7 protein-coding genes and 1 pseudogene are annotated in these 7,049 nt (G+C 57.7%); 5 read left to right on the top strand and 3 right to left on the bottom strand.

The features are described from left to right. Positions 1-858 precede the first annotated feature (858 nt). On the bottom strand, positions 859-1,503 hold the full coding sequence (gene grxB / locus BMY84_RS28625) for a glutaredoxin 2 (protein ID WP_093088539.1): 645 nt from the start codon (positions 1,501-1,503) through the stop codon (positions 859-861). 144 nt (positions 1,504-1,647) lie between these two features. Next, positions 1,648-2,556: a LysR family transcriptional regulator gene (locus BMY84_RS28620; protein ID WP_093088538.1), complete on the bottom strand. Its 909-nt coding sequence runs from the start codon at positions 2,554-2,556 to the stop codon at positions 1,648-1,650. A 113-nt stretch (positions 2,557-2,669) separates the two neighbouring features. On the opposite strand from BMY84_RS28620, the gene BMY84_RS28615 reads away from it, so the two are divergent. From BMY84_RS28615 to BMY84_RS28595, 5 genes are read left to right on the top strand one after another with little or no spacing between them, the layout of a single operon-like run. Further along, a complete protein-coding gene (locus BMY84_RS28615) occupies positions 2,670-3,023 on the top strand; it encodes a putative quinol monooxygenase (protein WP_069066753.1) in 354 nt (117 codons plus the stop codon). Between the two features lie 43 nt (positions 3,024-3,066). Further along, positions 3,067-4,716 (top strand): tannase/feruloyl esterase family alpha/beta hydrolase, encoded by a 1,650-nt coding sequence (locus BMY84_RS28610; protein WP_218147075.1) that lies wholly within the window; start codon positions 3,067-3,069, stop codon positions 4,714-4,716. A 19-nt stretch (positions 4,717-4,735) separates the two neighbouring features. Continuing rightward, complete coding sequence (locus BMY84_RS28605; RefSeq protein ID WP_177204259.1) at positions 4,736-5,737, top strand: zinc-binding dehydrogenase; 1,002 nt, start codon at positions 4,736-4,738, stop codon at positions 5,735-5,737. A 59-nt stretch (positions 5,738-5,796) separates the two neighbouring features. Next, positions 5,797-6,180 carry a cupin domain-containing protein gene (locus BMY84_RS28600; RefSeq protein WP_093088535.1) on the top strand — a complete coding sequence of 128 codons (384 nt, stop codon included), beginning with the start codon at positions 5,797-5,799 and terminating at the stop codon, positions 6,178-6,180. Further along, the gene (locus BMY84_RS28595) at positions 6,173-6,637 is read left to right on the top strand and encodes a hypothetical protein (protein ID WP_093088533.1); all 465 of its coding nucleotides are present in this window, start codon (positions 6,173-6,175) and stop codon (positions 6,635-6,637) included. Before BMY84_RS28600 ends, BMY84_RS28595 begins: the two co-directional genes overlap by 8 nt. A 175-nt stretch (positions 6,638-6,812) precedes the next feature. Here the strand turns inward: BMY84_RS28595 and BMY84_RS30745 are convergent. Then, positions 6,813-7,049: pseudogene (locus BMY84_RS30745) on the bottom strand (hypothetical protein); the annotation flags it as partial.

The raw sequence follows: 7,049 nt of genomic DNA, 5'->3' as shown, positions 1-7,049 counted from the left end.
TCCGGAAGTTTGTTGCAAAACCCCTGAATCAACGACTTCGGTAAGCGTCAAGCTAACCCGCTGATACCACTCAACTTAGTTTCGGATCGGGCTCTTAGATCTGTCGACCATCTGCATATACCGGTTTCGTACGGTAGGCATCTAGATGTCCTCCTCGGTTCCCCTGTAATGCACCAGCTTCACCACAGCGCCGAGTTCAAGCACCGCGATAAAAATATGGGTGGGGCTGGGTATTTGTTCGACTGGATGTTTGGAACTTTGTACATTCCTGCAAGGGGCGAGACTTGGCGTTGGGGCCTAAATGACGACGAACTTGGCGTTGCTAATCCTCACCAAACGTTGAAATCATTCTATTTTGAGCCCCTAACTTCAATGGCGGCCGAGATCCGCTCGATCGGGTACCGCTGGAGGACGCACGCGGACTACAGCATGCGCCAAACGTCGGCAGATACTAACTCGCGTGAACGTGATTCGAGTTTTCCATCCGGAAATCTCAAGACAAAGACAATTTCGAAGAGAGGCGAATTCCATTCGAACAAATAAAAATATCGTAATTTCAAATTACGTAAGATTGCCAAATTGATTTATATTGAAAAATACGGTTTTTCACCATGCGCAATCGATGAGAGGTGCACCACAATCTGTCAGTTGTGAAAGGCCAATGACCATAAAAAATTCACGGAACTGTCGCAGGCAATATTAACAGTTTTCCCGTAATGCCGTTTCCATGAACAATTATTCTGACAATGCATGAAGAATTAGAAAATTCGTTTATATATTGGGCGGTACAAACGTTGGACGACGAAACGAAGATCATCATGTTGATGACAGGTTTCTCAATCGTGGCGGAATAAATCTTTATAATGCGATTGGGTCGTGAAGATCGATACCGGTGCGCTCCGCCATCCGCATACGATAGGCCGCGACGGCGGGCGGATAAACGATACCGCGCACAATCGATAATGTGCGCAAGGTGGCAAACAGGTGGATGTCGTCATCGGATAGCTCACCGTTTACCGCATCTGGTGACTGGATCAGCGCAGCGAGCGCCGGCAAAAGCCGATTTAGCGTGGCAATGTAGTCAGGACTTGCTGACAAATGATTTGCAAAGGAGCCGATCATGGCTTCCTTATTACGCGTGAAATAGGCCCGCGCTTGAGGCGTGGAGAATTCCTGAAAATGGGAGGCCGCCCATCGCGGCAGCGCCAATCTGAACAGGGCATCCGAGGAGTCGCTGATCCACTGCGCAACAGCCAGGTTTGCAGCACCGCAGAGGATGGGCGGCCCAGCCATGGCGTCGATATGAGCGACGATATCCATACTTTCGGCGATGAAGCGCCCGTCATGATCGAGGATCGGGGCCATTTTCTTGCCGATCATCGCGGTCGGCGTTGCCTCATCATCGTTCAGCAGGATGACAAGATCGAAGGGAACGCCCTTCAATCCGAAGACGGCGCGGGCTTTCACGCAGAAGGGGCAATGGTCGTAGACGAAAAGCTTCATGACGAATGACTTCACAGATGCGCGTTGCGGAAAGGCCGACGCTGGATTGCATTGACGCTCTCTATCTACCGTTACGGCGGGCTTGTTAAAGTGGCTGGCTGGCTCTTCTGGGTAGACCCCACCGCTACTATCACGCTGCTGACCTCAGCTCAGTCCACCTCGTGCCGCCTCTAGGACCAACCGGTCGACGACATGCCTCACGCGCGGCGTGAGGTGTGCGCGACGCGGCCAGACGGCGTGAACTTCGACCGGAACCGTAGAAAAATCTGTCATCACTGCCTCAAGTTCTTTCCGATCCAGGCGTTCACGCACCATCGAGATCGGGACCTGGCAAAGGCCCAGCCCGGCAACGGTCGCATCGACCATCGCTTGGCCGTCGCTGATCTGATGCGCGACCAAGGGCGTGACCTTCCGAATCTCTCCGTCCTCGCGCACGATCCAGGCCAGGGGCGGCCCCTTTGGCGACCCTACCACGCACCGATGCGCGCGAAGGTCGGCAAGGGTATTGGGGCGCCCATGTTCGTCCAGATAGGCTGGCGCGGCGCAGATTACCCGCTCCTGATCGACAAGATGACGCGCGATCAGATGGCTGCTGTCAGCCAGAGCGCCGAAACGGATTGCGAGATCGACGTCGTCCTGGAGCAGATCGCTGGTAGCGTCAGTGAATGTCAGTGCGAGGTTGAGACCAGGATTGGATCTCGCAATGTCGGCCAGAATCGGTAGTAAAACGCTGCGTCCGAACGCGACTGGCATGTCGATGCGAAGCCGCCCGCTCAGGATATGGCCGGACGAAGTGAGCGCCGACTGGGCAGCGGTAACCTCATCCATCGCAGAAGCACAGGCGGCAAGATAGGCCTCGCCGTCGGACGTCAGGCGGCTGAGCCGCGTGGTGCGATGGAACAGCTTCGTGCCAAGCCTAACCTCTAGCTTAGCGATGGATTTGCCGACGGCTGACTTGGTGATGCCGAGTCGATCGGCCGCGAGTGTGAAACTGCCGGTGCGTGCTGCGGCGACGAAAACGGAAACACCTTGAAGAGGATCCTGCTCTGGCATTGTAGCATTTCATTCCACTTAGTGTTGCCAACGCTGGCCTTTATAGCGGATTGTTCCGCCATACATAAGGGCCTGCAACGCTGCGCCCACACGCGCATTTTGGAGGATAGAATATGCAGGACGAAATCTACTCAATATATCATCTCTCGCTGAAACCCGCTGACTATGACGCGTTCAAGACGCTGGTAGAGCAGATCGTCGAAGCGACCTCCAAGGAAGCCGATACAACGACCTACGAATATGTCGTCAATGCCGAGCGCACCGTTATCCACATCGTCGAAAAGTACCGTACCAAAGGTCTATTGCCGCATGTCGAGCAGACTTTCGCGCCATTTGCCGAGCGCTTCCTTAACCTCGCCAAGATCGACAAGCTGTATGTCTATGGCGACACAACACCCGAAATCCGCGCGAAACTCGACGGGTTTGGTGCTGAATATCTAACCCCATTCGCCGGCTTCTCCCGGTAATCTCCAGACAGGCATCGACGTCGAAAAAATAGGAGCTATTCTGGTGAAACCGTCAAGAACAATCCGCTGGACCGGACTGTCTGGCGCTGTGTTCGTTGCGCTGGCATCGGGTCCAGTCTTTGCGCAGGCGACCTCAGGTCCGAGCGACTGTGGAACGCTCGTAGGCGCTTCACTGACGGGTGCGCGGATCGTTTCTGCGACCCCGGTCGCCGCAGGCGCGCTCAAGGTCGCAGCATCACCAATTGCCCCCGACCTTGTACAGCGCGTCGCGTCGATGCCCGCGTTTTGCCGTGTAGTAGCGGTCGCCACGCCGACTCCGGACAGCCAGATCGGCATCGAAATCTGGCTCCCGCTCAACAAATGGAACGGCAGATTGCTTGGGACCGGTAATGGCGGCGGTGCCGGGCGGATCGCCTACGAGATGGGCATGGTCGAAGGCTTGAAGCGCGGCTTTGCTGTCGCCAATACCGACATGGGGACCGCCCCTGACATCAATAGCACGATCGGCCATCCTGAACGGTGGGTCGATTTCGGTCACCGCGCGACACACGAAATGACGCGGGTGGCCAAGACGATGGTATCGACATTCTACAAAGTTACGTCTTTCCGGTCCTATTTTGAAGGATGTTCCACCGGCGGACAGCAGGCGCTCAGCGCGGCTCAAAGGTATCCGGAAGATTATGACGGCATTCTTGCAGGAGATCCGGGCAACAACCGTACCCATGTCGCAAGCTATTTTCTCTGGAACTACGCTGCGCTCAACGTCTCGCCCCTGGCGAAGCTGTCGGCGGGCCAATGGGCGATGGTGTCGCGTGCTGTCCTTGCCAATTGCGCGGGCAAGGATGGCGGGGCACCAGGCGACCGCTTTTTGATCGACCCGAGGCGATGCAGCTTTGATCCTGCATCCCTTCCCATCTGTCGATCAGGAACGTCTGCAAAGGATTGCCTGACTGCACCCCAACTCGCGACGGTCCAACGCCTTTATGCGGGGCCTACCAATCCACATACTGGTGAGCGCATATATGCAGGGCTGACGCCAGGTAGCGAAGACCAGCCGCTTGGGCCGGTGATGCAAGGCGATCCAGCAACCTGGCCGGATCAGCAATTCTATCCGTTTCGCTGGACCCTTGGCGCAGCATTCGTGCCTAGCCGGTTCGACTTCGATTCCGACCTTGATCGTGTCGATGCACAGCTTGCCAGTGTGCTCAACGCAAACAGCGCTGACCTCTCCGCGTTCGCGCGCCGGGGCGGCAAGTTGATGATCTATTCGGGGCTTGCCGATCCGGCCGTTCCGTTCGCCGAGGTGGTCAATTATTATGATCGGTTGGAGGAGAGTGCAGGCAGTACTAACCAGCAGTTCGCGCGGCTCTTCCTTGTGCCAGGGATGGGCCATTGTTTTGGTGGGCCCGGCGTTACTGATATCGGGCAGCCCTTCACGTCAAGCGTTCCACCAACGGCGCAGAATGACGCGCTCATGACCCTTGTCGCTTGGACCGAAGGCGCGAAGCCTCCAGCCATGCTGATCGCACGCACTCCGGCGGACGAGGGCCAACCGGCCAAGGACAGGCCGATCTGCGCCTATCCGGCGTTGCCCCAATATCGTAGCGGCGACGCGTCGAAGCGGTCGAGTTTTGTCTGCGTGCCGCATTCGCGGGGCGTGGACCAACGGCCAGCAGACCGCTATCTCAACTGACGGCGAGGAGGACAGGCCTATGACCAAGACCATGCGCGCCGTGGTCATCCGCGAGGCGGGCGCGCCCGAAGTCCTACGGATCGAGCATCGCCCCCTCCCCGTGCCAAATGCGGAACAAGTATTGATCCGAGTCGAGGCATTTGGCCTTAACCGCTCGGAGATGTTCACCCGCCAGGGCCACTCGCCGGATGTAGTATTTCCCCGCATTCTGGGCATCGAGGCTGCCGGGGTCGTCGCAGCGGCACCTGGTGGCCAGTTCGACGCTGGCGAGAAGGTGGCCACCGTGATGGGCGGCATGGGCCGCGATTTCGATGGCGGATATGCGGAATATGTCTGCGTACCGGTAGGACAAGTACGATCGTTTCGCAGCCCCCTCACCTGGCACATGCTCGGCGCCCTGCCCGAGATGCTGCAAACCGCATGGGGTGCGCTGTTTCGTGGGCTCCGCCTGCAGCGAGGCGAGCGCCTGCTTATCCGGGGCGGCACCACCTCCATCGGCCTGGCAGCAGCGGCCATCGCCAAGGCACATGGCGCGCTGATCGCCGCGACGTCACGAAATCCGTTGAGTGAAGCTGTGGTCAGGGGCGCTGGCGCTGATCATTTCCTGGTTGATACAGGTGCGGTCGCGACCGCTATACGCGGCCTTTGGGATGGCGGTGCGGACAAAGTCCTTGAACTGATCGGGACCGGAACGCTCGTGGACTCTTTGGCAGCGGTGCGCGAGCCCGGCATCGTCTGCATGGCGGGTATGGTCGGCGACCGCTGGTCGTTCGCCGACTTCGCTCCGATGGACGTCATCCCCACCGGCGTGTCGCTGACCACATATTCGGGCGGGGTCGATGATTTCATGGCCATGCCGTTCCAGTCACTGATCGACCAGGTCGAGAGTGGCACGCTGCCAGTGCGGATCGGCAAGGTCTTCAAGTTCGACGACATCGTCGAGGCGCATCGCCTGATGGAAAGCAATCAGGCTGGCGGCAAGATCGTGGTCCTCACCCAGGAACCGGGGTCAGACTTATAAAGCTAATCGCATTGCGGACGGCCACCGCTGTCGCAACCTTAATATAAAGGACAATCACCATGGCTGATGAACCTGAAGGGTCCACGACGCTACTGCTAGAGGCAACATCCTCTTGGAATGATGTCAAATACAGCGCTTATCCATCGGGACGACCAAAGCTGACGACAGTTCGCATGACGATTCCGGCGAACTCGAAGCTCCACTGGCACAAGCACCTGATGCCTAACGCGGCCTATTTCGTCTCTGGCGAGTTGAAGGTGGAAGAACGCGAAACCGGGCGCACGGCGACTTACCATGCAGGTCAAGCCTTTGCCGAATCCATAGATAACGTCCATCGCGGTGTTACCGGCAAGGAGCCAGTCGTCGCAATCGTTGCCTATGCCGGGGCGGAGGGCAAAGCGCTCTCCGTGCCATCGGCAAATGAAGGAGTAGCAGATGACTGAAACGACATTGCCGCCCCCCACAAATGATGGCCGGAGCCCCGGCGATCCACCGCTGATGCCATTCTGGCATATGGATAACAGTGGCGAGGGACGTTCGCAGATCGTTCAGCGCTTGCTGGACGGTTTCCATGAGAAAAGTGTCAGCGGCGATACCGATCCGATATGGATGCGCCCGTTTTCCGGCACGGTGAAGGCTATATGGTTCAACATCCTGCCCGTTGGGTGGATCGGCGACTGGCACCCCAGTCCTTCGTTGCAATGGGTCGTCCCCTTGTCGGGCCGATGGTTTATCGAAACCCAGGATGGCAAACGGGTCGAGATGGGGCCCGGCGACATTCATTGGGGAGCAGACGTCGAAACGACACTCGAAGCCAGTCGCACAGGCCATCGTTCTGGGCAAATCGGCGACTCGCCGTGCGTTCAGTTGATGGTGCAGTTCAGCGACGGCGAGGTTTGATCATCATTGTCACGGCCGAGATTTTGTCCGCGCGGGCTGGAACCGGCCGCCGTCACTAATCGACCGGTTTCCTCACCAACCTATTGGTGTGATCATTTGGTCAGGCGTTCGATCGGTTTGGCCGGGCATCGTCGGTCGATTCCAGAAGAGCTGGCTACGCTAGAGCGTTTTCCACTCATTCCGGTTCATACTCGCATGATTTGAAGTAATTGGCGCATTCGTTGGGCTGGACGATATCGACGAGCTTTCCGATCAGGCCCCAACGCCCACTGACGGTTCGCTCGCCTGCTTGATGTGTTCCCACCGCAAATTCCGAAGTATTGCTCCGGTGAGGGCCGCCTTGCGGTGATCGGCTGATATTTTGACATGGCACTGGTGCAAGCGCCGGTGTTTGCACCGATACTAAGGACGG

The organism is Sphingobium sp. AP50, assembly GCF_900109095.1.
GTDB lineage: Bacteria > Pseudomonadota > Alphaproteobacteria > Sphingomonadales > Sphingomonadaceae > Sphingobium.
This window is presented reverse-complemented; position numbering and strand designations above follow the sequence as displayed.

What these genes read in the sequence shown, in the direction of transcription:
- grxB (WP_093088539.1), bottom strand. Translation starts at nt 1,503, where the DNA reads ATGAAGCTTTTCGTCTACGACCATTGCCCCTTCTGCGTGAAAGCCCGC.
- BMY84_RS28615 (WP_069066753.1), top strand. Translation starts at nt 2,670, where the DNA reads ATGCAGGACGAAATCTACTCAATATATCATCTCTCGCTGAAACCCGCT.
- BMY84_RS28620 (WP_093088538.1), bottom strand. Translation starts at nt 2,556, where the DNA reads ATGCCAGAGCAGGATCCTCTTCAAGGTGTTTCCGTTTTCGTCGCCGCA.
- BMY84_RS28600 (WP_093088535.1), top strand. Translation starts at nt 5,797, where the DNA reads ATGGCTGATGAACCTGAAGGGTCCACGACGCTACTGCTAGAGGCAACA.
- BMY84_RS28595 (WP_093088533.1), top strand. Translation starts at nt 6,173, where the DNA reads ATGACTGAAACGACATTGCCGCCCCCCACAAATGATGGCCGGAGCCCC.
- BMY84_RS28605 (WP_177204259.1), top strand. Translation starts at nt 4,736, where the DNA reads ATGACCAAGACCATGCGCGCCGTGGTCATCCGCGAGGCGGGCGCGCCC.